This is a genomic window from Dyella amyloliquefaciens (assembly GCF_004296575.1).
In the GTDB taxonomy this organism is placed as follows: Bacteria; Pseudomonadota; Gammaproteobacteria; order Xanthomonadales; family Rhodanobacteraceae; genus Dyella; species Dyella amyloliquefaciens.
In genome coordinates, this window is the sequence record NZ_SAYT01000009.1 from 46,219 (window position 1) to 70,834 (window position 24,616).

Sequence of the window (24,616 nt, forward strand, 5' to 3'; positions counted from 1 at the left end):
TAGCACTCAACCCTTGACGCAAACCACCTGGCGCAAGGTATGAACGATTTCCACCAGATCCTGCTGTGCCGCCATCACGGCATCGATGGACTTGTACGCGGCCGGTGACTCATCGATCACACTCGCATCCTTGCGGCATTCCACATGGGCGGTTGCCGCGCGATGTTCTTCCAGCGTGATCTGCTTGCGCGCTGCGGTACGGCTCATCACGCGTCCGGCGCCGTGGCTGCAGCTATGGAAGCTGTCCGCGTTGCCCAGTCCGCGCACGATGAAGCTCTTCGCGCCCATGCTACCGGGGATGATGCCCAGCTCGCCCTTGCGCGCACTCACCGCGCCCTTGCGCGTCAGCAGGACGTCCTTGCCGAAATGATGCTCGCGGTTCACGTAGTTGTGGTGGCAGTTCACGGCTTCCGCCTCGGCATCGAAGGGCTTGTCGATAACCTTGCGCACGGCTTCCACGACGTGCCGCATCATGATGACGCGGTTGGTGCGTGCAAAGCGCTGCGCCCAGTCCACCGCGAACACGTAGTCGCCAAAGTGATCGCTGCCTTCGGGCAGGTACGCAAGGTCCTGGTCAGGCAGGTTGATCATCCAGCGGCGCATGTCCTGCTTGGCCAGCTCGATGAAGTGCGTACCGATGGCGTTGCCCACGCCGCGCGAACCGGAGTGCAGCATGAACCACACGCGCTGCTCCTCATCCAGGCAGACTTCCACGAAGTGGTTGCCCGTACCGAGCGTACCGAGATGGTTGAGGTTGTTGGTGCGCCCAAGCTTGGGATGCTTTTCCACGATGCGCGCAAAGTCTTCGTGCAAGCTGCTCCAGCCGTCCAGCGCGGCCTGCGGCGGCGTGGACCACGCCCCCTTGTCGCGCGCGCCCACGGTACGACCGTGCGGTACGGCGCGCTCGATCGCCGAACGGATGCCGGCCAGGTTGTCGGGCAGGTCGCTGGCGGTCAACGTGGTGCGCGCGGCGATCATGCCGCAACCAATATCGACGCCCACCGCGGCAGGCACGATGGCGCCGACAGTCGGCACCACCGAGCCCACGGTGGCGCCCTTGCCCAGATGCACGTCCGGCATCACGGCGACCCAGCGATGGATGAAGGGCAGGCGAGCGATGTTGAGCAGCTGCGCGCGCGCCTCGTCTTCCAGCGGCACGCCATGCGTCCACAGCTTGATCGGCACGGCGCCCGCTTCGTTGATGACGTTGTAGTTCTGCGATTCCATGTGGATAACTTCCCTGGAGGCCGGCGGTTCTGCGCCAGCCAGGTTTTAACAGGATGCGACGACAAGAGTTGAGGAACCATCCCGCTCTATCCGCTGAGCTACACCGCCACAGTGTCGGCGGTGGCGGGAGTCGAACCCGCGGCCTGGAGCTTAGAAGGCTAGTAAGTCCCTCGGCATTCGCCGCGGTTGAAGCTGGTGTAGCGTTGGTTGATATGAGTGCGACGACAAGGCATGACGAACCGCATCTTGCTCTACCACTGAGCTACGACGTTCCGAACGGGCAACGTCGGCAGGAGTCGAACCCGCGACACAGTAGGTCCATCGGCATTCGCCGCGGTTGAAACGTTTACTGCGTTGTTCGGTCCGGATGCAGCGACAAAGAGTGACGAACCGTTCCTGCTCTAACCGTTGAGCTACGACGCAACCGAGGTTGACGTCGGCGGGATTCGAACCCGCAACCAGGAGCGTGACAGGCTAGTAGGTCCGTCGGCATTCGCTGCCGAACCAGTACAAAAGGTGCAACGACAAGTGGTAACGAAACGTTTCCTGCAGTGCAGGAGGGGACTCGAACCCCTTCGCCCGAAGGCTTACCAGATGTAGTTCCGTTGGCATTCGTTGCAGAACAAACTCCTTGATTCATTATTCTTGCGTGAGGCCTGTCCCGGCGGGCCTATTCCCACCGGGTGTATCGACGCCATCCCTGGCAACCTCTCTGCGCATATCGTTTCAGCATTCCTTGCCGTAACGCGTGCAAGTGCAACGACAATCGTTGATGAAACGTCCTGCATTGCAGGCGGGGATTCGAACCCCTGGGCCCGAAGGCCTTATCCGTGTAGTTCCATCGGCATTCGTTGCGAAACTGTTCTTCTGGCTCATCCGGAGCCTGGCCCCGGCAGGCTCATTCCTGCCGGGGTAGAACACCGCCTTCCATGGCGGCTACAGATCCATCTCCTCGATGCGCTCGACCCAGCGACGCGCCTGGTCACCTCGTGCAACGTCCGCCAACAGCGCGAACACCGCATCGCTGAAGCCACCGATGTGCGTGACATCCGGCGCTTCCTGCGCCTGGCTGGTCGCCGTCGGCTGCAGGTCGATACACACCAGGCGTGCCTTGGGGTTGCGCGCCTTCAGCGCGGCCCACTGACGCATCGTCTCGGTACCACCGCCGCGACGCGTATCCGCCCAGCTCTGGTTGTCCGACGCGATCACCACCAGATCGGGCGCGACGCCTTCGCGATTCAACAGCGCCAACGGCGCGCTGACGCTGGTACCGCCACCGACCATGCGGGCCATCTGCTGCGCCTGGGTCAGCACGCTGTCCCGGGCGTTGAGCTTCAGCTCGCGCACCGTTTCGGCGAAGGGAATCACCCGCGCCTTCGGGTTGCCGCGCTTGATGCAGGCGACCATCAAGGCCGCCACCTCCACACACGTCACACTGGTGGTGGCGCCACGGCGATAGCCGGTGACCGGCGACGCCATGGAACCGGAGACGTCGATCGCCAGCGCTACGTTGCCTGCCAGCGTCGGCACCGACGCCGTTGCCACTTCCATCGCATCCTGCAAGGCCTCGAGAATCGCCTCCGGCATGCTTCCCACCGCAGCGCGATACGCCACCATCAGCTGGTACGGGAACACCCGCGACCGCTTGATGGCTGCCGGATCACGCAGGCGCGCGGCTATCTGCTTCACCAACTGCTCGTCCTCGAACACGCCCTTGCGCAGGAACGTATTGAGGTTCATGCGCGTGGCCTGCCACGAGCTGCGCGACGCCACCGCCTTCCAGTGCGTGCCCGACAACGGCATCGCCGTGAGGTACTGGAACGGCAGGTCCGGCACGTCGCCCGACGGATCGGCCTTGAACGCCTCGTACTCGCACACGATCGCCGGCAGCTTGTCCACCGCGCAGGGCTTGCCGATCAACCAGGCATACAAGGCCTCGCGCTCGGCATCCTGCGGCTGCGGGTGCACCATCCGGATCACGTCTGCCAGCGAGGGCTGCTCGCCGATGGCCGCCGACATCAACGCTTCCATCGACGCCCTGGTCAGCCAGTTCGCCACCAGGCGCTTGGGACGCGAGCCCAGTGACTTGCGACCGAGCACGCCACTGCGCACGATCTGGACGAAGTTGCGCAGCATGCGGCCGTTGTCGATCACCCGGTCGAACACCTGCTCCAGCAACGCGCCATCGCGACACGCCAGGTAAGCGAGCAACAACGCCGGCACGTCCTTCATGTGGGCGTGCTTGCGGGCATACAGCGCCACCTTGGCCACGAAGGCCGGCGATACCGCATCGCACATCCCGACGAGCGTATCGAGCTGGGTCTGCGCATCCGCATAGAAGGTGCCGTTGAGGCAACCGGTGGTCGCATAGAGCGCGAGGGTCGCCTCGGGGCTGCGCTGGTAGGCGGCGCCGCCGGCTTCGTTGATAGCGCTGGCTCGGGCAACCCGGGCACCGCGAAAGCTTTGGAAGAGTTGAAGGTTCGACATGGCCGTTTCTCCGTTTGCCCAGTGGATAGAGCAGGAGCCGTGCCAACCACTTATCCAACAGTTATCCAATTGTTTTAACTACAATTAATCTCACTTACCCACAAAACCGACCACAACCAGGTCAACCTGTTTATATACTCGTAGATAACTTTCTATCTTTTGGTCGCACCATGAAGAGGCAGGTCGTGATCGGTTTTCTCGGCACCCAGCTCGACGCCGGCGAGGGCGCGGGGCGTTGGGACAAATGGCGCCCCACGGTGGCGCTGGGAATGCACGAGGATTTCCTGGTCCACCGGCTGGAGCTGATGGTGGACCAGCGCCGCTACGGCAAGCTCGCCGAACTGGTGCGCAAGGACCTCGGCCAGGTGTCGCCGGAGACAGAGGTGAAGCTGCACGACACCTACGTGGCCGATCCCTGGGATTTCGAATCCATGTACGGCGCGCTGCACGACTTCGCGCGACGCTATCCGTTCGATCCGGACCACGAGGACTACTACGTCCACATCACCACCGGCACGCACGTCGCCCAGATCTGCCTGTTCCTGCTCACCGAAAGCCGACGCCTGCCGGCGCGCCTGCTGCAGGTATCGCCGCCGCGCAAGCAACACGCCGACAGCAACGGCGGGTCGATCAATGTGATCGACCTGGACCTGTCCCGCTACGACCGCCTCGCGCAACGTTTCCAGACGGAGCAGGAAGACGACCGCACCCACCTCAAGAGCGGCATCGCCACCCGCAATGCGGCGTTCAACCGGATGATCGAACAGATCGAAACCGTGGGCAGCCGCTCCATCGCGCCCATCCTGTTGATGGGCCCCACCGGCGCGGGCAAGAGCCAGCTCGCACGTCGCCTGTTCGAACTGAAGAAAGCGCGCCACGAACTCAGCGGCCGCTTCGTCGAAGTGAACTGCGCCACCCTGCGTGGTGACGGCGCCATGAGCACCTTGTTCGGCCACACCAAGGGCGCCTATACCGGCGCCGTCGGCGAGCGCGCCGGCCTGCTGCGCAGTGCGCACAAGGGCCTGCTATTCCTGGACGAAATCGGCGAACTGGGCGCGGACGAACAGGCCATGCTGCTGCGCGCCCTGGAGGACAAGCGCTTCCTCCCCGTGGGCAGTGACCGCGAAGTGGAAAGCGACTTCCAGCTGGTCGCCGGCACCAATCGCGATCTCGGCCGCCGCGTGGCGGAAGGCCGCTTCCGCGACGACCTCTATGCGCGCCTCAACATCTGGAGCTTCCACCTGCCCGGCCTCAGCGAGCGCGTGGAAGACATCGAGCCCAACCTCGACTACGAGCTGGAGCGTCACGCCCAACAACACAACCAGCGCGTGACCTTCAACCGCGAAGCACGCGACCGCTACCTGCGCTTCGCCACCTCAGGCGAAGCGACGTGGCAAGGCAACTTTCGCGACCTGAGCGCATCGCTCACGCGCATGGCCACGCTAGCACCCGCGGGGCGCATCACCGTGGACACCGTGGACGAAGAACTCACGCGACTGCGCCGCTTGTGGCGACACGAGGAAACCGGTGACGATCCACTGCCTGCTTTGCTGGGCGAACGCCTGCACGAAGTCGATCTGTTCGACCAGTTGCAGCTGCGCGAAGTGATCAAGGTCTGTCGTCGCAGCCGACATCTCTCCGATGCCGGGCGCCAGCTCTTCGCCGCCTCACGCGAACGCAAGTCCAGTAGCAACGACACCGACCGTCTTCGAAAGTACCTGGCCCGCTTCGATCTCGACTGGGCTGCAGTGACCGGTTTGTCCGAAAGATAGGCCACCCTGAGCCGTGGTCAATCCGACGGCCCAGGCGCCAGCACTTCACGCTGACCGTTGATGCCCATCGACGATACGAGCCCGGCAGCTTCCATCGCCTCGACCAGTCGCGCCGCGCGGTTGTATCCAATGCGGAACTGGCGTTGCACGAAAGAGATCGAGGCACGGCGCGAGCGCAACACGAACGCGGCGGCTTCGTCGTACAACGGATCGAGTTCGGCATCGCCGCCTTCTTCGGCGAACAGCTCGCCGGAACCTTCGCTCGGTGGTCCCGCGAGGATCTCGTCCTTGTAGTCCGGCTCACCGTACAACTTGAGATGCGCCACCACGCGATGCACTTCCTCGTCGGCAACGAAGGCGCCGTGGATGCGCTGTGGATAACCCGTGCCCGGTGGCAGGAACAGCATGTCGCCCTGACCGAGCAGGCTTTCAGCTCCCATCTGGTCGAGGATAGTGCGCGAGTCGATCTTGCTTGATACCTGGAAGGCGACGCGCGTGGGGATGTTGGCCTTGATCAGACCGGTGATCACATCCACCGACGGTCGCTGCGTGGCGAGGATGAGATGAATGCCCGCGGCACGTGCTTTCTGCGCCAGTCGCGCAATCAGTTCTTCGATCTTCTTGCCCGCGACCATCATCAGGTCGGCCAGCTCGTCGATCACTACCACGATCATCGGCAATGTATCGAGCAGCTCAGGTACTTCCGGATGCACAGGGAAGGGGTTCATCAACGGACGTCCAGACGCCCGTGCCTCACGCACCTTCTGGTTGAAGCCGGCAAGGTTGCGCACGCGCAGGTCGGACATCAGCCGATAGCGGTTCTCCATCTCGCCCACGCACCAGGCCAGCGCGTTGGCGGCGAGCTTCATGTCGGTGACCACGGGCGCGAGCAGATGCGGAATGCCTTCGTAGACCGAAAGCTCCAGCATCTTCGGATCGATCATGATCATGCGCACGTCATCTGGCGTGGCCTTGTACAGCATCGACAGGATCATCGCGTTCACCGCGACCGACTTGCCCGAACCCGTGGTACCTGCGACCAGCATGTGCGGCGCCTTGGCGAGATCCGCCACCACCGGTTCGCCGGTGATGCCCTTGCCCATCGCGAGCGTGAGCAGCGAATCGGAATCGCGGTACTCGACGGAGTCGAGAATCTCGGACAGCGCAATCATCTGGCGCTGTTCGTTCGGCAGCTCCAGCCCCATGCAGGTCTTGCCGGGAATCGTCTCCACGACGCGAACGGACGTCCTGCCCAGGCCGCGCGCCAGATCCTTCATCAGGGCGACGATCTGGTTGCCGCGCACGCCCACGGCCGGCTCCACTTCAAACCGCGTGATCACCGGACCTGCCGATGCGCCGACAACGGATACCGGTACCTTGAACTCGCGCAGTCGCTGCTCGATCAGTTCGCCGGTTTCCGCCAGCTGTGCATCGTCAATGAGCGCGGTTTCGGAACGCGGCGCCGCCAGCAGGGAAAGCGGCGGCAACATGGCATTCGAAGGCTGGCGGGGTGGGGCAACGGGACGCGGCGATGAAACGACCACCTGCGCGGAAACCAGCTCGTCGTCGTTGGCCGCGATGCTGCGCCCTTGTACTGGCGCGGACGACATCGGTGCCGTGATCGGTACGACCTCCACCTCGAATGCCGTCTCGGTCGGTGGCGCCGTGGCGCTCAACATCGGTTCGGGCGTTGCCTGGATATCCACCGCCAGGGGCGGTGCAAAGGCGGTTGTTGCCGCGGGGACCATAGGCGGCGCCGGTTCTTCTGCGCGCATCGCAGCTTCGGCAGCTCGCGACACGATGGACGACGCAGCGGGTGCGAATGCACTCGCACCGATGGTCGTCTTGGCGGTGGCACGGCCCGAAAGCATGGCCGGCGGGGAGGTGGCGCGCCCATGCTTGGGCATCAACCACGGTTCGCGGATGACCGTTTCCTGCCGGGCGGCATGACGCGCACGGGACGGCCAAGCGGGGACGGTCGATTGCGAAATATCAGGGTCTGGCGCGGTACGCGGCGGCACCGGTGGCGCTGGTGCCTGGGTTCGGCGTTGCTCGACCGAAGGCGTGCGACGAGGCTTGTCGGAAGCGCTCTCGCGGCGACGCACCGCGCCGCTGGCGCGACGGCCGCTTTTCGTCTTGCCGCGTCGCGCCGCCATGCCGTCGACAGCGTGTTGAAGCAGGGCAGCAAGAACATCGATGCCTGCAGAGATTCGCTGGAAGATCGCCCGCCAGCCAACCCCGAGATACCACGGCAGCGCGGCGGCGAGCACCGCCAGCATCACGCACGTCGTCAGCCATCCGCCGAGCCATCCGCCAAGGCCATGCGAGAGCGCGCGGCACACCGTGCCGCCAAGCTGCGGATCATCGGTGTACTGGTCAACAACCAGCCCCTCGAGCGTTGCGCTGGCGACCAGCACCAGCAGCGCGCCCAGCCAGAAGCGGATCGTTCCCTGCCCGCCTGTGGATAACTTGCGGCGCGCGACCAGCGAATGGCCGAGACGCCAGAACAGGGGAGCCAACCAGAGGGTGGACAGCCCGAAGCCGCCAAAGAGAAAAGAAAGCATGCCTGAGTGTTCGGAGCCGCAGCGTGCAAACTCAGCATGTTAGCGCCAATGCCTGATAAGCGTCAGCAGAAAAGCCCGTAACAGTCTGACGGAAATAGACTGGGGCTATTTTCCAATGCAGAACGAACTGAAGATCGCCCCCAGCAGGTCGTCGCTGGTATAGGTGCCGGTGATCTCGCCTAGGGCGTGCTGGGCCTGGCGCAGTTCTTCGGCGGCAAGCTCGCCGGCCTGGGTCAGGCGCAGCACTTCGTCTGCGCGATCGAGGTGGTACTCGACCTGTTCCAGCGCCAGCACATGGCGGCGGCGTGCGCTGAAGGCTCCTTCGCCACTGCCGGCGCCGGCCAGTTGCTTGAGGTGATCGCGCAAGGCGTCCAGGCCTTCGCCAGTTTTCGCTGACGCCCAGACCCAGATCGCTTCGTCGCGTTCTTCGTAGCGCGCACCGGCCTGGTCGATGTCGATCTTGTTGACCAGTACCAGGCGCTCGACGCTGGTCGGCAGGTCTGCCAGCAGCGAGAGATCGTGTTCGGCGTGCTGCGCATCGGTCACCAGCAAGGCGACATCGGCGCGCGCGAGTTCGCCGTGGGCACGGCGCACGCCTTCCTGTTCGACCGGATCATTGGTTTCGCGCAGGCCTGCGGTATCGGCGAGCTCAAGCGCAATGCCATCGAGGCTCAGGTGCTCACGCAGTACGTCGCGCGTGGTACCGGCAATGTCGGTGACGATGGCGCGATCGCTGCCCGACAGTGCATTCAGCAAACTGGACTTGCCGGCATTTGGACGTCCGATGATCGCGACTCGCAGGCCATCGTTGAGCCGCACACCACGTTGCGCTTCACGAAGGAGTTCGGCCTGCCGTGCGCGCAAAGCATCAAGCTTCTGCATGATCGCGGGATCGGCGAGGAAGTCGATTTCCTCTTCGGGAAAATCGATGGCTGCTTCGATGTGCACGCGCAATCCGATCAGCGACTGCAGCAGCTCGTGCACCTTGTGCGAAAACACGCCTTCCATCGAACGCAGGGCGGCACGCGCGCCCGCCTGCGAGCGCGCGGCAATCAGGTCGGCCACGGCTTCGGCCTGCGCCAGGTCGAGTTTGCCGTTCAAGAAGGCTCGTTCTGTGAACTCGCCGGGCCGGGCCAACCGCGCGCCCATCGCACAGACACGACGCAAAAGCGCATCGAGCAACACGGGGCTGCCGTGACCCTGCAGTTCCAGCACGTGTTCACCGGTGTAAGAGGCGGGGCCCGGGAAATAGAGCAGCAGGCCGCGATCGATCAATTCACCGTCGCGGTCGCGGAAAGGTGTGAAGTGCGCGCGACGCGGCTCCGGCTCGCGACCGAGCAGCTCACAGGCAATAGCCGGCACGGCCGGGCCTGACACGCGCAGGATGCCGACACCGGCGGCGCCGGGTGCGCTCGCAATGGCGGCTATGGTGTCGGTGGAAATCATGAATCGAATTATGCAGGGTGGTCGCGCTGCTGAGGAGTTTGGTTTGGCGCCTGCGGGCCGCGTGATCGTGTCCTTGCCCGCTTTTCTTTTCCCTGTGCGCGGCCGTACCTCGCACCGGTAAGCATGTTCTTCATTTTTCAGAGCGGGTGGCCAACTTCGGTAGCCACCCACCACTAACGCTCTGCCCGCGGCTTAATCGGCAACCTGGCTCCAACCCAGCCTTAGGCCAGGCCCAAGCCAGAACAACAACACCCGAAGACCGAGGCGAAAGGCCTCGCGCACAGGGTGCGCTCCTACAGAAAGAGGGGAGGTGAGTTGTGCCGACGAACGAGAGCCGCCTCCGTGGCGCAAAAAGAAAAAAGCCGCATCAGCGGCCTTTTTCTCCAACCTGCGGCGGTACTCAGTCTGCCTTGGCCGCGTCCGCGCGCTCCACGCTGCGCGTGATCAGCCACTGCTGCGTCAGGCTGGTCAGGCCGTTGACCACCCAGTACAGCACCAGGCCGGCCGGGAAGAACAGGAACATGAAGCCGAACACCACCGGCATCACCTTCATCATCTTCTGCTGCGCCGGGTCCATGCCCGCGGCAGCCGGCGTGAGCCACTGCGTGGCAAGCATCACCAGGATGTAGATCACCGGCAGCACGAAGAACGGATCGGGCGCGGAGAGGTCATGGATCCAGCCGAAGAACGGCGAGTGGCGCAGTTCCACGCTTTCCATCAGCACGCGGTACAGACCAAAGAACACCGGCATGGTGATCAGGATCGGCAGGCAGCCCGACATCGGGTTGACCTTCTCCTTCTTGTACAGCTCCATCATGGCCTGCTGCATCTTCATCTTGTCGTCGCCGTAACGCTCCTTGAGAGCGGTTACGCGCGGCTGCAGCTTGCGCATCTTGGCGCCGGAGCGGAACTGCGCGGCCGTGAGCTTCCACAGCGCGCCCTTCAGCAGCAGCACCAGCAGGATGATCGCCACACCCCAGTTGCCGCTGATCGCGTGCAGCTGCGACAGCAGCCAGTGCAGCGGCTGCGCCACCACGGTCAGCAAGCCGTAGTTGGTGGTGAGATCGAGGCCCGGCGCCACGGTGTCGAGCGTGCCCTGCAGCTTCGGACCGACATAAAGACGCGACGCAGTGGCAACGCTCTGGCCCGGGGCCACGCTCAGCGACGGACCCACGGCGCGGATCAGGTAGACCGGCTGGGCCGTATCCGGGTTGATCACGCTGGTGCTGTAGGTGTTGGCGTCCTGTGCACCCGGAATCCAGGCGACGAAGAAGTAGTGCTGCAGCATCGATACCCAGCCACCGGTGATCGCGTGGTTCAGCGGCTTCTTGGCGAAGTCGGTGAAGGGCAGCGTGGACATCTTGTCTTCGGGGCTGTACCAGGCCGCGCCATAGAAGCTGTGCGAGGACGGGTCGCTGAAGTTCTGCCACCAGCTCTTCTGCTGGACGGGGGCCACGCGCTGCAGCTGCTCGTAGGCGTTGCCCTGCCATGCGGTGCTGCCGCCGTTCTCGATCTTCTGGTCGAGGTTGACCACATAGCTGCCGCGCTTGAGCGCGAAGGTCTTGGTGACCTTCAGGCCCGAGGCATCGGTCCAGGTCAGGTCGACCTTGAGTTCGTCCTGGCCCTGCGCCAGCGCATAGCTGGTCTGCGCGGCCTGGAACACGGCGCGGTGATCGGGCGCCGTGCCCTGATTGCTCACCAGGCCGGTCTGCGCGACGAAGTACTGCGAACGCTCGTCATCGAGCAGGCGCACCGGCGCCGGGTCCGGGTCCTTCTTGGTGCGCGGCACCGAGGGATAGTTGAGCAGTTCCGAACGCACCACCGTGCCGCCGCGGGTATCCACGGTGAGGCGCAGCACGTCGGTGCTGAGGGTGATGAGTTGCGCGGACGCTTCGGTCGTCGTGCCCGGCACGGCGGCGGTCGCGGCCGGTGCGGCGGCACCTGGGACGCTGGCGTCAGCGGCGGGTACGGCTGCGCTGGAGGAGGAGGCAACGGCAGGCTGCGGCTGCGGGCCGTAATCCTTCTCCCAGGCCATGAACAGCAAGTAGGCCACGGCCAGCAGGGCGAAGATGAGGAACGTGCGCGTTTGATTCATCGCGGAGCAGATCCGGTGCATGCCACGACGCTTGGCCGCGGAAGAGGGTGGAAAAGGTCAACGCACGATTGTGCCGGCCGCATAGCCAGGCTTCAATGTGGCCTCGAGCCTCACGGAACGCAGTTTCTTCCAGAGCAGCTGCAATTCATCGAGCAGCTCGGGGCCCGGCAGGTGAACGGCCTGCTCGCGCGCCATCACCATGAGGTCGATGGGCGGAAGCTCAAGGCGGTGGCGCCGGAAAGATTCGCGCACCAGGCGCTTGATGCGGTTGCGATCGACCGCGCGCTTGGACACGCGCTTGGAAATGGCCAGCCCCATGCGGGGTTGATCCAGGCCGTTCGGACGATAGCGCACAGAAAAACAGCGGCCGCCGAAGCGGCCGCTGACATGACGCAGGGCAGCGAAGTCACCGGCGCGGCGAAGCCGCGCCTCGCGCGGCAGGCCGGCGGCACGCATGATGAGCGCGCCGCTTACGGGATGAGACGCTTGCGACCCTTGGCGCGACGCGCGTTCAGGATCTTGCGGCCGTCGGCCGTCGCCATGCGGGCGCGGAAGCCGTGGGTACGGGCGCGCTTGAGCTTGCTGGGCTGGAAGGTTCGCTTCGACATGGCTTAGTCCGAAGTTAAAGTGATAAAAAGGTTGGAAATTATGCGGGGTTACAAAGGGTGCTGTCAAATCCCTGCTGAAAAGGGTTGACAGAAGCCTGTTGGCTTCCTGTGGATATCCATGTGGATATCCCTCCCATGAAGGAGGGTTCGTGCTGCTAGACTTGCCGGTCCACCCCGCGCGAAAGCGCTCCTTCCAGTGGTTGAAAAGTATCCATGAGTGACCTGTGGCGGCGCTGTCTCGAGCGTCTCGAGGGCGAATTGAACGCCGAAGACCTGCACACCTGGCTGATGCCGCTGCAGGCGCGCGACGACACCCACGGTCTGCAGCTGTTCGCCCCCAATCCGTACACCCTGGACACGGTCCGCGAGCGCTACCTGGCGCGCATCGAGACGGTGATCAGCCAGCTGACCGGCCATGAGCTGACCGTAAAGCTCGAGGTCGGCTCCAGCTCGCCCCGCGCCACGGCCAGTGGCAGGGCCGCCAGTGCACAGCCCAAGGCTGCGCCGGCGCCCGCCCCGGTGGCGGTGGAACCGGTGGCCCCCAGCTTTACCCACAACCTGGACCCGCACTACACCTTCGAGACCTTCGTCGAGGGCAAGTCCAACCAGCTGGGCAAGGCCGCCGCCATGCAGGTGGCGATGAACCCGGGCCGCGCCTACAACCCGCTGCTGCTGTACGGCGGCACCGGCCTGGGCAAGACCCACCTGATGCACGCCACCGGCAACCTGATGCGCGAGCGCAATCCGGACTTCAAGGTGCTGTACCTGCGTTCGGAGCAGTTCGTCGGCTCGATGATCGAGGCGCTGCGCACCAAGAGCATGGACGAGTTCAAGCGCCGCTTCCGCTCGGTGGACGCGCTGCTGATCGACGACATCCAGTTCTTCGCTGGCAAGGACACCACGCAGGAAGAGTTTTTCCACACCTTCAATGCGCTGTTCGAGTCCAAGCAACAGATCATCCTGACCTGCGACCGCTATCCGAAGGAAGTGGACAAGCTCGAGCCACGGCTGAAGTCGCGCCTGGGCTGGGGCCTGTCGGTGGCGATCGAGCCGCCGGACTTCGAGACGCGCGCGGCGATCCTGCTCTCCAAGGCGCACGACAAGGGCGTCGCGGTGGGGGAGAACGTGGCGATGCTGCTGGCCAAGCGCATCCGCTCCAACGTGCGCGACCTCGAGGGCGCGCTCAACACGCTGGCCGCGCGCGCCAACTTCTACGGCAAGCCGATCACCATCGACTTCGCCGAGGAGACGCTGCGCGACCTGTTGGCCACGCACGCCCAGGCGGTGACCGTGCCCAACATCCAGAAGACGGTGGCCGACTACTACCAGGTGCGCCTGCAGGACCTGTTGTCCAAGCGTCGCGTGCGTTCGCTGGCGCGTCCGCGCCAGATCGCCATGGCGCTGTCCAAGGAATTGACCGAACACAGCCTGCCGGAGATTGGCGAGGCGTTCGGTGGCCGTGACCACACGACGGTGCTGCACGCCTGCCGCACCATCAAGAAGCTGTGCGAAACGGACACGAGGATGCGGCAGGATTGGGAACAGCTGATCCGCATCCTTACCGGCTGAGGCGGCTGTGCACTAAGTGCTTGAAAAGTACTGTGGCAACCTGTGGATAATAGGTGGACGATTTGGCCGGCAAAGTTATCCACATCTGGCCCACAGTCATCCAGCTTTTGGGAACACAAGGTGAGAATCGCGCAAATGTTTGATTCTCAATGTTTTTTTTCGTTTTCAAAGTTATCCACGCCGCCTACCACCACTACAGAACTTCTTTTAAAAACAGAAAAGCAGGTTTAGGGGAAGCGCATACATGCAATTCAGCATTCAAAGAGAAGCTCTGCTCAAACCGTTGCAGCAGGTCGTAGGCGTCGTCGAACGCCGCCAGACGCTGCCGGTTCTCGCCAACCTGCTGGTGAAAGTCGCCGACGGCAAAGTGTCGATGACGGGCACCGACCTCGAAGTCGAAATGGTGGCTACCACGGCGGCCGATAAGCTGGTCGACGGTGAAATCACCATTCCCGCCCGCAAGCTGTTCGACATCGTTCGTGCGCTGCCCGACGGCGCGCAGATCGAACTGAAGCTCAATGGCGACCGCGTAGCCATGAATGCGGGCCGTAGCCGGTTCACCCTGGCCACGCTGCCTGCCACCGAATTCCCGACCATCGATGAAATCGAGTTGGTCGAGCGGGTCTCGCTTCCGGAAGAAGTTCTACGTGACCTGATGGAGCGCACTTCGTTCGCGATGGCGAATCAGGACGTGCGCTACTACTTGAACGGCATGCTGCTGGATCTGCAGGAGCACACGCTGCGCTGCGTAGCCACCGACGGCCATCGCCTCGCCCTGAAGGAAACCAAGCTGGACAGCAAGGTGGCCGCACGCCGTCAGATCATCATTCCGCGTAAGGGCGTGAATGAGCTGGTCGGTTTGTTCGAAACCGGCGAAGGGCAGGTTGAGCTGGAGTTTGGCCGTAATCACCTCCGCGTCCGTCGTGGCGATGTCGTCTTCACCTCGAAGCTGATCGACGGCCGTTTCCCGGATTACGAAGCGGTGATTCCGCTTGGTGCCGACAAGCAGGCTACGCTGGATCGCGAAGTGCTGCGTGGTGCCCTGCAACGTGCAGCGATTCTTTCCAACGAGAAGTACCGCGGCGTGAAGCTGGAACTGTCCCCGGGCAAGCTGCGCATCGTGGCGCACAACCCGGAGCAGGAAGAAGCCGTGGAAGAAGTCGAGGCAGAGACCGTAGTGTCGGATCTCGCGGTCGGCTTCAACGTCGGTTATCTGCTCGATGCGCTGGGTGCGCTGCGTGGTGATCGCGCTCGCCTCAACCTTCGCGATGCGCAGTCCAGCTGTCTGGTGCAGGAAGACGACAGCGACCAGGCTCGCCACGTGATCATGCCGCTGCGCCTCTGATGTCGGATAAGCGTTTGCCGATATCGGGCAAGCCGCATATGAACGCCGGGGTTGTCGCAAGACACCCCGGCGTTCTTGCGTCGAGGGCCCGCTGAATGCGGTTGGAAAGTCTCCGTATCCAGGGCTTGCGGTGCCTGGCGGACATCACCGTGCCCTTGTCGCCGGGCGTGACGGTGTTCGCGGGCCCCAACGGAGCAGGCAAGACCAGCCTGCTTGAGGCCGCTTTTCTTCTTTCGCATGCGCGGTCTTTCAGGGCCGGCGCCAAGGATGCCTTGCTTCAACGCGGGGCTGATCTGCTTTCGGTGTTCGCCGAACTGCGCCACGAGGATGGACAGTCCCGCCGATTGGGCCTGGGTCGACAAGGCGTGCGTTGGGAAGCCCGCATGGACGGGCAGGCGGTCACCCTCAGTGAACTGGTGGGGGAGTGCGCCGTCGTCTGCTTCGAGCCCGGATCCCACGCACTGATCGCCGGTGGGGCCGAGGAGCGACGTCGCTATCTGGATTGGGGCGTGTTCCACGTGGAACATGAGTTCTTTCTGGCCTGGCGTCGCTATCAGCGGGCACTCAAGCAGCGAAACAGTCTGCTCAGGGCTTCCGGCCCTGTTTCCGATGCCCTGTTCCTGCCTTGGGAGGCCGAGCTGGCGTCAACGGCCGCGGTCATCGACAGCCAGAGACGGGTTTATCTGTCGGCACTTCGCCCCCATATCGAACAAGCGATGGGAGCGCTGCTGCCCGAGCTGGGATCGCTTGAGCTTCGATACAAGCGCGGGTGGGCCGATGACGCGGAACTTGGTGATCTGTATGCAGCGCAACGCGGCCGGGACTTGGCCCGTGGGCATACAACGCTGGGATCCCACCGCGCTGACTGGGCGGTGGTATTCGAGCATGCACCTCAGCGAGAACATCTGTCCCGTGGGCAGGAGAAGCTGACCGCGCTGGGTTGCGTCCTGTCGCAGGCAGCGCTGTACGCCGAGCGGCGGGGGGAGTGGCCTATCGTCTGCCTGGACGACCTGGCCTCCGAGCTGGACAAGGCTCATCAAGCGGCTCTGGTCGGCCAGCTCAAGGACGTTGGAGCCCAAGTACTGGTCACCGGAACCGAGGTTCCGGAGGCCCTGCAGGACGGTTCGACCCACGTGTTCCACGTGGAACAAGGTGGTCTCAGGCCCCTGCTATAATCAACGAATTGTGTATTCCGCCCGGCCTTTCATGGCGCCAAACCGGGCGGGAACTGGCGCCCAGGAAACGGTCGACGAATGAACGCATCCTACGATTCGAGCAACATCAAGGTTCTGAAAGGTCTGGAAGCGGTGCGCAAGCGCCCGGGTATGTACATCGGTGACACCGATGACGGCACCGGCCTTCATCACATGGTGTTCGAAGTCGTCGACAACTCCATCGACGAAGCTTTGGCTGGCTACTGCGACCATGTCACGGTCACCATCCTCGAAGACGGCTCGGTCAGCGTCAGCGACAACGGGCGCGGTATCCCGGTCGATGTGCACCCGGAAGAGGGCCGTTCCACCGCCGAAGTGGTGATGACGGTGCTGCATGCCGGCGGCAAGTTCGACGCGAACTCCTACAAGGTGTCCGGCGGCCTGCACGGTGTGGGCGTGTCCGTGGTGAACGCACTCAGCTCGCACCTGTGGCTGACCATCTACCGCGAAGGCAAGGAGTACCAGCAGGAATACGCCCATGGCGAACCGCAGTACCCCATCAAGCCGGTAGGTGACTCCACCAAGCGCGGCACTACGGTGCGCTTCCTGCCCAGTACCGGGACCTTCACCAACGTCGAGTTCCACTACGACATCCTGGCGAAGCGTCTGCGCGAGCTGGCGTTCCTGAACTCCGGCGTCACCATCGACCTGAAGGACGAGCGTGGGGAAGGGCGTAGCGACCGTTTCGCCTACGAGGGCGGCATCAAGTCCTTCGTGCAGCACCTGGCCCAGCTGAAGACCGCGCTGCACCCCAACGTGATCAGCCTCAACGCGAACCAGGACGGCATCTCGGTCGAACTGGCGATGCAGTGGACCGACGCGTACCAGGAAACGATGTACTGCTTCACCAACAACATCCCGCAGCGCGACGGCGGCACCCATCTGACCGGCTTCCGCGCGGCGCTGACGCGCTCGCTGCAGGGCTACATCGAGAAGGAAGGCCTGGCCAAGAACGCCAAGGTCGCCCTGTCCGGCGACGACATGCGCGAAGGCCTGATCGCCGTGCTGTCGGTGAAGGTGCCCGACCCGAAGTTCTCTTCGCAGACCAAGGACAAGCTGGTTTCCTCCGAGGTGAAGACCGCGGTGGAGCAGGCCGTCAACGAGAAGCTGGGTGAGTTCCTGCTGGAGCACCCGAACGAAGCTAAGGCCATCGCTTCCAAGGTGGTCGACGCCGCACGTGCCCGCGAGGCGGCCCGCAAGGCTCGCGAGATGACCCGCCGCAAGGGAGCGCTGGATATCGCCGGCTTGCCGGGCAAGCTCGCCGACTGCCAGGAAAAGGATCCGGCGCTGTGCGAACTGTTCCTGGTCGAGGGTGACTCCGCAGGCGGCTCGGCCAAGCAGGGCCGTAACCGCAAGACCCAGGCCGTGCTGCCGTTGAAGGGCAAGATCCTCAACGTGGAGAAGGCCCGCTTCGACAAGATGCTGTCCTCCGCCGAAGTCGGCACGCTGATCACCGCGCTCGGCACGGGCATCGGCAAGGAGGAGTACAACCCGGACAAGCTGCGCTACCACCGCATCGTCATCATGACCGACGCGGACGTGGACGGCTCGCACATCCGCACCCTGCTGCTGACCTTCTTCTACCGCCAGATGCCCGAGCTGATCGAGCGCGGCCACGTCTACATCGGCCTGCCGCCGCTGTACAAGATCAAGCAGGGCAAGAACGAGATGTACCTGAAGGACGATGCCGCGCTGAACGCCTACCTGGTGTCCAGCGCCGTCGACGGCGCCGAACTGCAGTACTCGGCCGATGCGCCGGGCATCTCCGGCGAAGCATTGGAAAAGCTGCTGCGCGACTACCAGGTCGCCCTCGACCAGATCGAGCGCCTGGGCCATCGCTTCGACGCCAGCGTGCTGACGGCGATGCTCGAGCACGCGCCGCTGGACGCCGCGCTGTGGGGCGATGCGGCGGCCATGCAGGCGTGGCTGGCGGGCGTGGAGAAGCGCCTGGCGGCTTCCGGGCTGGGCAAGCCGCGTTACCGCCTGGCGCTGCGTCCTGCGGCCGATGAGCAGCCTGCCGCGATCGAGGTGGTGAAGGACCAGCACGGCCTCAGCCACACCTGGCTGCTGCCCCAGCCGTTCTTCGCCGGCAGCGAGTTCCGTCCGGTCCTGCAGGTGAGCCAGCAGCTCGCCGGCCTGGTGCAGGCCGATGCCGTCGTCCGCCGCGGTAACGGTTCGCGCGGCGTGCAGAGCTTCGCCGAAGCGCGCAGCTGGCTGCTGGAAGAGGGCAAGAAGGGCCGCATGATCCAGCGCTTCAAGGGTCTGGGCGAAATGAACCCGGAGCAGCTGTGGGAAACCACGGTGAATCCGGAAACCCGCCGCATGCTGCAGGTCGGCATCGAAGACGCCTTCGCGGCCGACCAGATGTTCTCCATGCTGATGGGCGAGGCGGTGGAGCCGCGTCGCGACTTCATCGAAGCGAACGCCCTGAAGGTGGCCAACCTGGACATCTGACGCCCATGCCGGTGTTGGCAGTCATCATGCGATGGCTGTCACACCGGCATTGTTTTTGCCGCGTTGTATTAGCGCATTAGCACGTTAATGCGCGCCACAGGCGGGAGTAACCTGCGGTTTTCCAGGGCAAAAAGTCAGGACTTACGGGGTTCGCCGACTTGAAAATAATGTCCAGTCGCTGGCGTATGGTTCAACTTATTGATTCTTAACAATCTTTGTTGTCGCGTTGCGACTTGTTATCTGCCGCCGAGTCAGGTTACGCTCAGCGATCCCCCCGCGTCGCTGGCGCGTGAAAAACCTTACACCGAGGACTGCCATGAAGCGTGTTCCCCTGATCAAGTTGCTTGCCGGTACGGCGCTGGCCCTGGCCGTGGTGAGTACCCCGGTCATTGCGGGCAGCAGCAGCACCAAGGACAAGAAGGAAGCGCTGTATCCGAACGCTACCCGTGCGGAACCCAAGCTCGACCTGACCAGCGACAAGGACCAGAAGGCAATCAACGCCGGTCTTGACGCGGTCAATGAGCAGGACAAGGCCAAGGCCATCGAGCTGCTGCAGCCCATCGTGGACAACAGCAAGAGCAAGTACGCCCAGGCACTCGCCCTGCAGGGCCTGGCCAGCGTGCACTACAACGACGGCGACGTTAAGGGCGCCATCGACCTGCTGAAGCGCGCGCTCGACAACGGCGTCATGCCGAACGACACCTTCTTCCAGCTCGAGTACATGCTCGCCCAGTTCTACCTGGCCGACGAGCAGTACCAGCCGGCGCTGGACACCATCACCAAGTGGCGCGCCGAGGGCAAGAAGGAAACCGCCGAGTCGTACGCCCTGGAAGGCAACGCCTACTACCGTCTCGAGAAGTACCCGGAAGCGATTGCCGCCATCAAGAAGGCGCAGTCGATGACCGACAAGCCGAACGACAGCTGGAACCAGATCCTGATGGCCAGCTACTCGGAATCCGGCCAGGGTGACCAGGCCGCCCAGGTGGCCCAGCAGCAGCTCGCTGCCAACCCGAACGATCCCAACGCCCTGAACAACGCCGTGGCCGTGCTGATGCAGGCCCAGAAGTATCCGGAAGCGATCACGCTGATGGAGAAGGCCAAGGCCAGCGGCCAGATGAAGAGCGAGAAGGACTACGTCAATCTCGCCAAGCTCTACCTGATCACCGGCCAGAACAGCGATGACCAGAAGGGACCGGCAGCCAAGGCCGCCGCCACCCTGCAGGATGGCTTCAGCAAGGGCGTGGTGACCCAGACCGCCGAGAACTACGAGCTGCTGGGCACTGCCGCCTTCATGTCCGACAACACCTCGGCTGCGCTGGCCGCCTATCAGAAGGCGATCCCGCTGGCGAAGGACGGCGAGGCGAACATCCGCGCCGGCCAGCTGCTCATCCAGGACAACAAGTACAGCGAGGCCAAGGGCCTCATCCAACAGGGCATCGACAAGGGCGTGCAGCACAAGGGCACTGCTTATATGTTGCTGGCCGAAGCGTGCCGTGGCTTGAAGGACAAGCCGGGCACGATCGCAGCCATGGAGAAGGCGGCACAGGACCCGGAAACCTCAGCAAAAGCCAAGGCTTGGCTGAAGTCGCCGACAGTGAGCAAGTAAGGCATAGGTATCGCCATTGAGGGGCGGATAGACGTCCATTTGTCTACCCCGCAAGAGCTATACAAATGCCATGTGCTGTTGTACCGTTGAAACCTTTCCGTGCTCTCGTCCAGTGGCAAATGTCATCCCTTTTGGATCGATATTGCCAGCGGATTCTGCGACCACGGCTCACCGATTGATTAGCTCCAGATAGTGACAGATGGCCTCAAGTAACGAAGCAACCGGCCAAGGGCCGTTCAATTGGAGGCGTACCTGGGCGCTGGCCGTAGCCATCGCGCTGCATGCGTTCGCGTTCCTGTTGCTGGTGGCGCCTATGGCACCGCCGAAGCAGGTCCAAAAGGAAAAGGAACGCACCGTCCAGGTGAACTTCATCGAGCCCCCGCCGCCGCCGCCGCCCCCGCCGCCGCCGCCGCCGGAGCCGCCGAAGCAGCCGCCGCCGAAGATCATTCAGCAGGTTAAGCCGCCGCCGACACCGCCGCCGCCGGCTCCGCCGCCGGCTGTCGAGGAAGCGTCGACCAACGCTATCCCGGCTCCGCCGCCGGCTCCGCCTGCTCCCCCGGCTCCGCCGTCGGACATCACGGCCAGTCAGGACATCAGCTACAACAGCCGTATTCAGCCCAAGTATCCGCCGCAGGCGATTCGCCAGCGTCACGAGGGCACGGTTACGCTGATGATCTTGGTCGGCGTGGATGGTTCGCCCAAGGACATCAAGGTGGAAGTATCCAGCGGTTACCGCGAGCTGGATCAGGCCGCGATTGAAACGGCACGCAAGTGGCGCTTCAATCCGAACATCAGGAACGGACAGAAGACGGAAGGCTATGTCCGAGTCCCGGTTAACTTTAATCTCAATCAGCTGTAACTCCGGTTACGGTCAATCAGTTCACGCTTGACTTTCCAAGGGTAGCGTTATGTTCCTGCAAACTTCTCCGGCCCCCGCGGGCGGTACCACCAACGCCGAAGCCATGAAGTCGATGGGCTTCGACCACCTCATTCACCACTTCGATTTCCTTGGCTGGATCGTGTTCGTGGTGCTGGTGGTGATGTCCTTCTCCTCCTGGTACTTCATCATTGCCAACGCGATCCGCAACGCCATGGTTCGCGGTCGCGCTGACAAGGTCATCAACGGTTTTTGGTCCAACGGCTCGACCCAGGACGCTATTCGCGAACTGGAAGCGCAGCCCAAGGGCGAACCGTTCTCGAAGATCGCCCTCGACGCCGCCTCGGCCGTTGCTCACCATCAGCAGGCTTCGGCCGGCGGTGGTCGCCTCGCCGAGTCGCTCAGCCGCTCCGAGTTCATTGACCGCGCCCTGCGCCAGGCCGTTGCTCGCGAGAGCCTGCGTCTGGAAGGCGGCCTGACCCTGCTTGCCACGGTCGGTTCGTCGGCGCCGTTCATCGGTCTGCTCGGTACCGTGTGGGGCATCTACCACGCCCTGATCTCGATCTCGGCATCCGGCAACGCTTCGATGGAAGCGGTGGCAGGTCCGGTGGGTGAAGCTCTGATCATGACCGCCTTCGGTCTGTTCACCGCTATCCCGGCCGTGCTGGCTTACAACTTCTTCAACCGCTCCAACCGTCTGACGTACGCTCAGTTCGACGAGTTTGCGCACGACCTGCACGACTTCTTTGCCACCGGCGCTCGCGTCGAAGGCAAGTGAGGATCTGACCCATGGCGATGAGCACTGGAGATAATTCCGGCGGCCCGATGTCGGAAATCAACGTTACGCCGCTCGTCGACGTGATGCTGGTTCTCCTGATCATCTTCATGATCACGGCACCGCTGATGTCCCATCGAATCACGGTGGATCTGCCGACCGCGAATCCGAAAGTCTCGGATAACGAGCCGGTGGAACCGATGGACTTGGCCGTGAAGCCGGATGGCACCCTGTACCTCAGTGACGTCGAAGTCACCGAGGGCGAGCTGAAGGCGCAGTTTGCGGTTGCGGCGTCGAAGAGCCCGCAACCGGAACTGCAGATCCGCGCGGACAAGACCACGGAATACAAGATCGTGAAGAAGGTCCTGGCCGACGCCAAGGAAGCAGGCATGGTCCATGTCGGTTTCATTACGACCGGCAAGGAGTAAGAGTCATGGCATTCAGTTCTGGAAGTGGTAAGGGGCCGATGGCTGACATCAACGTCACGCCGCTGGTCGACGTGATGCTGGTGCTGCTGATCATCTTCATGATCACGGCGCCGATGCTTACCCATAAAGTGAAGATCGATCTGCCGCAGCCGAACCCGAACGTGGTCCAGCCGGAAAACCCGCCGGAACCCGTTCGCTTGAAGATCGACCAGTCCGGTGCGCTGTACTGGAACGATACGCCGGTCGATGAGCTGGGCCTCAAGGCACAGCTCGCGGTGATCGGTGGTCTGGGCGATCCGGCCAAGCAGCCGGAAGTGCAGATCAATGCGGACGATGGCGTTGCCTACGAGCACGTCGCCCGCGTTCTGGCCGATGCGAAGAGCTACGGCTTGACCAAGATCGGCTTCACCGAAGGTCAGTGATTTCGCAGTAAAACGCAGTAACACTACCCTTAAAACCCCCGCCTTGTGCGGGGGTTTTTTTTGAGGTGTCGTGGGGAAGTCTGGCTTGGGCGTTTAGACGTCCAAAGGTTCTGCAGGCCGATCGTGCACTGGGTGCGCCCCTACAGGGCCGCGTAGCTCTTGTAGGAGCGCACCCAGTGCGCGATCAACACAGCATCCCGAGAAAATCTCAGCGCAGGATCTGCAGGTAGTTGCGCACCGTGGTCGCCAGGCCTTCGTACAGCGCCTCGCCGATCAGGGCATGACCGATCGATACTTCGGCCAGGCCTGGAATCGCAGCCTTGAAGGTGCCGAGGTTGGCCTGGCTCAGGTCGTGGCCAGCGTTGACGGCAAGGCCTGCATGCTGCGCACGACGTGCGGTATCGGCGCATCGCTCAAGTTCGTCCTGTACGTCACCCGAGGCGAACGCGTGCGCATACGGGCCGGTGTAGATCTCGATGCGTTGGACGCCGATTGCCGCAGCCGCCTCGAAGCCGGTGGCGCCGGCATCCACGAACAGGCTCACGCGACAGCCGATATCGGAAAGCTCGGCAACGATGGGACGAAGCATGTCGATGTCGCGCTCGAGGTCGAAGCCATGGTCGGAGGTGATCTGGCCATCGCTGTCGGGCACCAGCGTCACCTGCGCGGGCCTCACTTCGCGCGCAAGCGCAATCAGGCCGGGATAAGCACCGCGCGCGGGTGCGAATGGATTGCCTTCGATGTTGTACTCGACACGGCCGCGCAACATGCCGGCAAGGGCACGCACGTCGTCTGGGCGCACGTGGCGCTGGTCCGGGCGCGGGTGCACGGTGATGCCGCCGCAGCCGGCGTCGATGCAGGTATGTGCTGCGCGAAGGATGTCGGGTTCGGTGTCGCCGCGCGAATTGCGCAGGACCGCGATCTTGTTGAGGTTGACGCTGAGCAAGGTCATGGGAGGTGCGTTACTCGCAGAAAAGGCCAAGCGGTACGCCGCGGCAGCGGCGGGTTGGAAACAGTGCGCCGATCAACCGGTGCCGGCAAGTGTCCACAGCCGGATGTGTCGTGGCTCGCCCTGCCAGGCCAGCGAGCCGATGTGGTCATGGTCGAGCGCGAGGCGATGCAACTGCCACTCGCCGGCTTCGTAACCCTCGAGGCGCCCGAGCAAGGGCAGTTCGGAGGAGCCGCCGATGCTCAACCGGTCCAGGCCGAAAGCCAGGCCGCGCCCCAGCGCCTTGAGCACCGCCTCCTTGGCTGTCCACAGCTCCAGGAAAGTACGGTCGCGTTGCGCTTCGGGCACGGACTCCAGCAACGTCGCCTCGTCCTGGCTGAAATAACGGCGGGCGATGGGCAGGGCCTTCGGATGCGGACGCATCCGTTCCAGGTCGACGCCGGGCGATATGCCACGCGCAATGGCAATCAACGCCTGGTCGTGGCTGTGGGACCAGTTGAAGGCGAAGGCATCACGGTGCGCTCCCGCCAGGGCTGGTCGGCCGTGCTGGGATTCCTCCAGCTGCACGGCTTCCACCGGTACGCCCAGATAGGCAGCCAGCATGGTGATCAGCGGCGCACGGCCCTGGTGATGGTCGTAGGCAAGCCGCCAAACGTGAATCTCGTCATCGCCCAGCCGCTCTGCTACTTTCGCTGGCGTCTGGCCGTCCGTCGTCATCATCCCCTCATGTTGCCGGGTGTATGGCGATACTTACAAGCATGACGGCCCTCGCGATGTA

The 24,616-nt window shown here is 63.5% G+C and carries 18 protein-coding genes, 1 tRNA gene and 2 pseudogenes; 10 read left to right on the forward strand and 11 right to left on the reverse strand.

Annotated features, from left to right (window positions below; all coding sequences use genetic code 11):
- Positions 1-6 precede the first annotated feature (6 nt).
- The 3 genes from EPB08_RS19550 to EPB08_RS19555 all read right to left on the reverse strand — a co-directional run bounded on the left by EPB08_RS19550 (position 7) and on the right by EPB08_RS19555 (position 3,714).
- The gene (locus EPB08_RS19550) at positions 7-1,227 is read right to left on the reverse strand and encodes an RtcB family protein (RefSeq protein WP_130620808.1); all 1,221 of its coding nucleotides are present in this window, start codon (positions 1,225-1,227) and stop codon (positions 7-9) included.
- Positions 1,228-1,508: 281 nt separating this feature from the next.
- Positions 1,509-1,649 (reverse strand) — tRNA-OTHER (locus tag EPB08_RS21110).
- Between the two features lie 514 nt (positions 1,650-2,163).
- Positions 2,164-3,714 (reverse strand): TROVE domain-containing protein, encoded by a 1,551-nt coding sequence (locus tag EPB08_RS19555; protein ID WP_130620809.1) that lies wholly within the window; start codon positions 3,712-3,714, stop codon positions 2,164-2,166.
- A gap of 170 nt (positions 3,715-3,884) precedes the next feature.
- Here EPB08_RS19555 and rtcR point away from each other — a divergent pair, with 170 nt between their 5' ends.
- Positions 3,885-5,486 (forward strand): RNA repair transcriptional activator RtcR, encoded by a 1,602-nt coding sequence (rtcR, locus tag EPB08_RS19560; protein WP_130620810.1) that lies wholly within the window; start codon positions 3,885-3,887, stop codon positions 5,484-5,486.
- 17 nt (positions 5,487-5,503) lie between these two features.
- On the opposite strand, the pseudogene EPB08_RS21425 reads toward rtcR, so the two are convergent.
- The 6 genes and pseudogenes from EPB08_RS21425 to rpmH form a co-directional block, all read right to left on the reverse strand.
- Positions 5,504-6,973: pseudogene (locus tag EPB08_RS21425) on the reverse strand (DNA translocase FtsK); the annotation flags it as partial.
- Positions 6,974-7,753: 780 nt separating this feature from the next.
- Positions 7,754-8,050, reverse strand: a pseudogene (locus tag EPB08_RS21430) (DNA translocase FtsK); the annotation flags it as partial.
- Positions 8,051-8,155: 105 nt separating this feature from the next.
- Positions 8,156-9,496 carry a tRNA uridine-5-carboxymethylaminomethyl(34) synthesis GTPase MnmE gene (gene mnmE, locus EPB08_RS19570; protein WP_130620812.1) on the reverse strand — a complete coding sequence of 447 codons (1,341 nt, stop codon included), beginning with the start codon at positions 9,494-9,496 and terminating at the stop codon, positions 8,156-8,158.
- 400 nt (positions 9,497-9,896) lie between these two features.
- The gene (gene yidC / locus EPB08_RS19575) at positions 9,897-11,591 is read right to left on the reverse strand and encodes a membrane protein insertase YidC (protein ID WP_130620813.1); all 1,695 of its coding nucleotides are present in this window, start codon (positions 11,589-11,591) and stop codon (positions 9,897-9,899) included.
- 57 nt (positions 11,592-11,648) lie between these two features.
- A complete protein-coding gene (gene rnpA, locus EPB08_RS19580; RefSeq protein WP_130620814.1) occupies positions 11,649-12,047 on the reverse strand; it encodes a ribonuclease P protein component in 399 nt (132 codons plus the stop codon).
- 14 nt (positions 12,048-12,061) lie between these two features.
- The gene (gene rpmH, locus EPB08_RS19585; protein WP_019464789.1) at positions 12,062-12,199 is read right to left on the reverse strand and encodes a 50S ribosomal protein L34; all 138 of its coding nucleotides are present in this window, start codon (positions 12,197-12,199) and stop codon (positions 12,062-12,064) included.
- A gap of 213 nt (positions 12,200-12,412) precedes the next feature.
- On the opposite strand from rpmH, the gene dnaA reads away from it, so the two are divergent.
- The 9 genes from dnaA to EPB08_RS19630 all read left to right on the forward strand — a co-directional run bounded on the left by dnaA (position 12,413) and on the right by EPB08_RS19630 (position 22,889).
- Positions 12,413-13,768: a chromosomal replication initiator protein DnaA gene (gene dnaA, locus EPB08_RS19590; protein WP_130620815.1), complete on the forward strand. Its 1,356-nt coding sequence runs from the start codon at positions 12,413-12,415 to the stop codon at positions 13,766-13,768.
- Between the two features lie 244 nt (positions 13,769-14,012).
- The gene (dnaN, locus tag EPB08_RS19595) at positions 14,013-15,113 is read left to right on the forward strand and encodes a DNA polymerase III subunit beta (protein WP_130620816.1); all 1,101 of its coding nucleotides are present in this window, start codon (positions 14,013-14,015) and stop codon (positions 15,111-15,113) included.
- 95 nt (positions 15,114-15,208) lie between these two features.
- Positions 15,209-16,288: a DNA replication/repair protein RecF gene (recF, locus tag EPB08_RS19600; protein ID WP_130620817.1), complete on the forward strand. Its 1,080-nt coding sequence runs from the start codon at positions 15,209-15,211 to the stop codon at positions 16,286-16,288.
- Between the two features lie 78 nt (positions 16,289-16,366).
- Entirely contained in the window at positions 16,367-18,781 is a 2,415-nt protein-coding gene (gyrB, locus tag EPB08_RS19605; protein ID WP_130620818.1) for a DNA topoisomerase (ATP-hydrolyzing) subunit B, read from the forward strand.
- Positions 18,782-19,097: 316 nt separating this feature from the next.
- Complete coding sequence (locus EPB08_RS19610) at positions 19,098-20,387, forward strand: tetratricopeptide repeat protein (RefSeq protein WP_205746413.1); 1,290 nt, start codon at positions 19,098-19,100, stop codon at positions 20,385-20,387.
- A gap of 199 nt (positions 20,388-20,586) precedes the next feature.
- Entirely contained in the window at positions 20,587-21,246 is a 660-nt protein-coding gene (locus tag EPB08_RS19615; RefSeq protein ID WP_130620819.1) for an energy transducer TonB, read from the forward strand.
- A gap of 49 nt (positions 21,247-21,295) precedes the next feature.
- Positions 21,296-22,042 (forward strand): MotA/TolQ/ExbB proton channel family protein, encoded by a 747-nt coding sequence (locus EPB08_RS19620; RefSeq protein ID WP_038622735.1) that lies wholly within the window; start codon positions 21,296-21,298, stop codon positions 22,040-22,042.
- A gap of 11 nt (positions 22,043-22,053) precedes the next feature.
- Positions 22,054-22,467 (forward strand): ExbD/TolR family protein, encoded by a 414-nt coding sequence (locus tag EPB08_RS19625; RefSeq protein WP_130620820.1) that lies wholly within the window; start codon positions 22,054-22,056, stop codon positions 22,465-22,467.
- A gap of 5 nt (positions 22,468-22,472) precedes the next feature.
- On the forward strand, positions 22,473-22,889 hold the full coding sequence (locus EPB08_RS19630) for an ExbD/TolR family protein (RefSeq protein WP_038622740.1): 417 nt from the start codon (positions 22,473-22,475) through the stop codon (positions 22,887-22,889).
- A gap of 208 nt (positions 22,890-23,097) precedes the next feature.
- Here the strand turns inward: EPB08_RS19630 and EPB08_RS19635 are convergent, their stop codons facing one another.
- A complete protein-coding gene (locus EPB08_RS19635; protein WP_130620821.1) occupies positions 23,098-23,841 on the reverse strand; it encodes a pyridoxine 5'-phosphate synthase in 744 nt (247 codons plus the stop codon).
- 72 nt (positions 23,842-23,913) lie between these two features.
- Complete coding sequence (locus tag EPB08_RS19640) at positions 23,914-24,555, reverse strand: 4'-phosphopantetheinyl transferase family protein (protein ID WP_324615320.1); 642 nt, start codon at positions 24,553-24,555, stop codon at positions 23,914-23,916.
- Between the last annotated feature and the right edge of the window lie 61 nt (positions 24,556-24,616).

Excerpts from the sequence above, each read along its gene's own strand:
- EPB08_RS19610 (WP_205746413.1), top strand. The coding sequence starts at position 19,098 with ATGAAGCGTGTTCCCCTGATCAAGTTGCTTGCCGGTACGGCGCTGGCC.
- rtcR (WP_130620810.1), top strand. The coding sequence starts at position 3,885 with ATGAAGAGGCAGGTCGTGATCGGTTTTCTCGGCACCCAGCTCGACGCC.
- EPB08_RS19550 (WP_130620808.1), bottom strand. The coding sequence starts at position 1,227 with ATGGAATCGCAGAACTACAACGTCATCAACGAAGCGGGCGCCGTGCCG.
- dnaA (WP_130620815.1), top strand. The coding sequence starts at position 12,413 with ATGAGTGACCTGTGGCGGCGCTGTCTCGAGCGTCTCGAGGGCGAATTG.
- EPB08_RS19620 (WP_038622735.1), top strand. The coding sequence starts at position 21,296 with ATGTTCCTGCAAACTTCTCCGGCCCCCGCGGGCGGTACCACCAACGCC.
- EPB08_RS19625 (WP_130620820.1), top strand. The coding sequence starts at position 22,054 with ATGGCGATGAGCACTGGAGATAATTCCGGCGGCCCGATGTCGGAAATC.
- EPB08_RS19635 (WP_130620821.1), bottom strand. The coding sequence starts at position 23,841 with ATGACCTTGCTCAGCGTCAACCTCAACAAGATCGCGGTCCTGCGCAAT.
- rnpA (WP_130620814.1), bottom strand. The coding sequence starts at position 12,047 with ATGCGTGCCGCCGGCCTGCCGCGCGAGGCGCGGCTTCGCCGCGCCGGT.
- yidC (WP_130620813.1), bottom strand. The coding sequence starts at position 11,591 with ATGAATCAAACGCGCACGTTCCTCATCTTCGCCCTGCTGGCCGTGGCC.
- dnaN (WP_130620816.1), top strand. The coding sequence starts at position 14,013 with ATGCAATTCAGCATTCAAAGAGAAGCTCTGCTCAAACCGTTGCAGCAG.
- rpmH (WP_019464789.1), bottom strand. The coding sequence starts at position 12,199 with ATGTCGAAGCGAACCTTCCAGCCCAGCAAGCTCAAGCGCGCCCGTACC.
- EPB08_RS19555 (WP_130620809.1), bottom strand. The coding sequence starts at position 3,714 with ATGTCGAACCTTCAACTCTTCCAAAGCTTTCGCGGTGCCCGGGTTGCC.
- recF (WP_130620817.1), top strand. The coding sequence starts at position 15,209 with ATGCGGTTGGAAAGTCTCCGTATCCAGGGCTTGCGGTGCCTGGCGGAC.
- EPB08_RS19640 (WP_324615320.1), bottom strand. The coding sequence starts at position 24,555 with ATGACGACGGACGGCCAGACGCCAGCGAAAGTAGCAGAGCGGCTGGGC.
- gyrB (WP_130620818.1), top strand. The coding sequence starts at position 16,367 with ATGAACGCATCCTACGATTCGAGCAACATCAAGGTTCTGAAAGGTCTG.
- mnmE (WP_130620812.1), bottom strand. The coding sequence starts at position 9,496 with ATGATTTCCACCGACACCATAGCCGCCATTGCGAGCGCACCCGGCGCC.
- EPB08_RS19615 (WP_130620819.1), top strand. The coding sequence starts at position 20,587 with ATGGCCTCAAGTAACGAAGCAACCGGCCAAGGGCCGTTCAATTGGAGG.
- EPB08_RS19630 (WP_038622740.1), top strand. The coding sequence starts at position 22,473 with ATGGCATTCAGTTCTGGAAGTGGTAAGGGGCCGATGGCTGACATCAAC.